General features: G+C 67.7%; 1 pseudogene. It reads right to left on the bottom strand.

Features of this window, described 5'->3' with window-relative positions:
• A pseudogene (locus tag AACY52_RS29695) lies at window positions 1-459 on the bottom strand (hypothetical protein); the annotation flags it as partial.
• Between the last annotated feature and the right edge of the window lie 96 nt (window positions 460-555).

Here is a 555-nt window from a genome sequence, read left to right as displayed (position 1 = left end):
CTCGCCGCGGTCGATGACATAGGCCTGCGGACCGCTGACGCTGGGGTCGGCGATGACCGACAGTGTCACCTTGAAGCCGTTCTCGAGGTCGCGCAGATGACCGCGCTTGTGGTTCAGCACGTAGAGCGCGACGTCGGTGCGGGTGCGGACCACCAGATTGTGGGTGGCGCCCTTCATCAGGATCTCTTCGAGGCCGCGCAGCAGCTGCAGCGCCACAGAGGATACCGAGCGCACATGACCGGTGCCGCCGCAATGCGGGCAGGGGTCGGTCGAGCTCTCCAGCACGCTGGCACGGATGCGCTGACGCGACATCTCCAGCAGGCCGAAATGCGAGATGCGGCCGACCTGGATGCGGGCGCGATCCTGCCGCAGGCCAAGCTCGTGCTGTCGCAGATTGGCGAGCAGGTCCGGCGGGCAACGGCGCGGTGAAACGCCTCGCCTAGCCTTCGCCTCGCGCATCGATCACGGCGCGTGCAGCGGCGATGTAGTCCGGCCAATACGCATCCGCATAGCGTTCGGCCTGCCGCGCACAGGTGATGTCGGGCGCATGGGCGG

This window comes from Pseudomonas sp. EA_65y_Pfl1_P113 (assembly GCF_963970525.1).
GTDB lineage: Bacteria > Pseudomonadota > Gammaproteobacteria > Pseudomonadales > Pseudomonadaceae > Aquipseudomonas > Aquipseudomonas tritici.
Note: the sequence above shows the minus strand (reverse complement) of the source record. Positions and strands in the feature narration are given on the sequence as shown.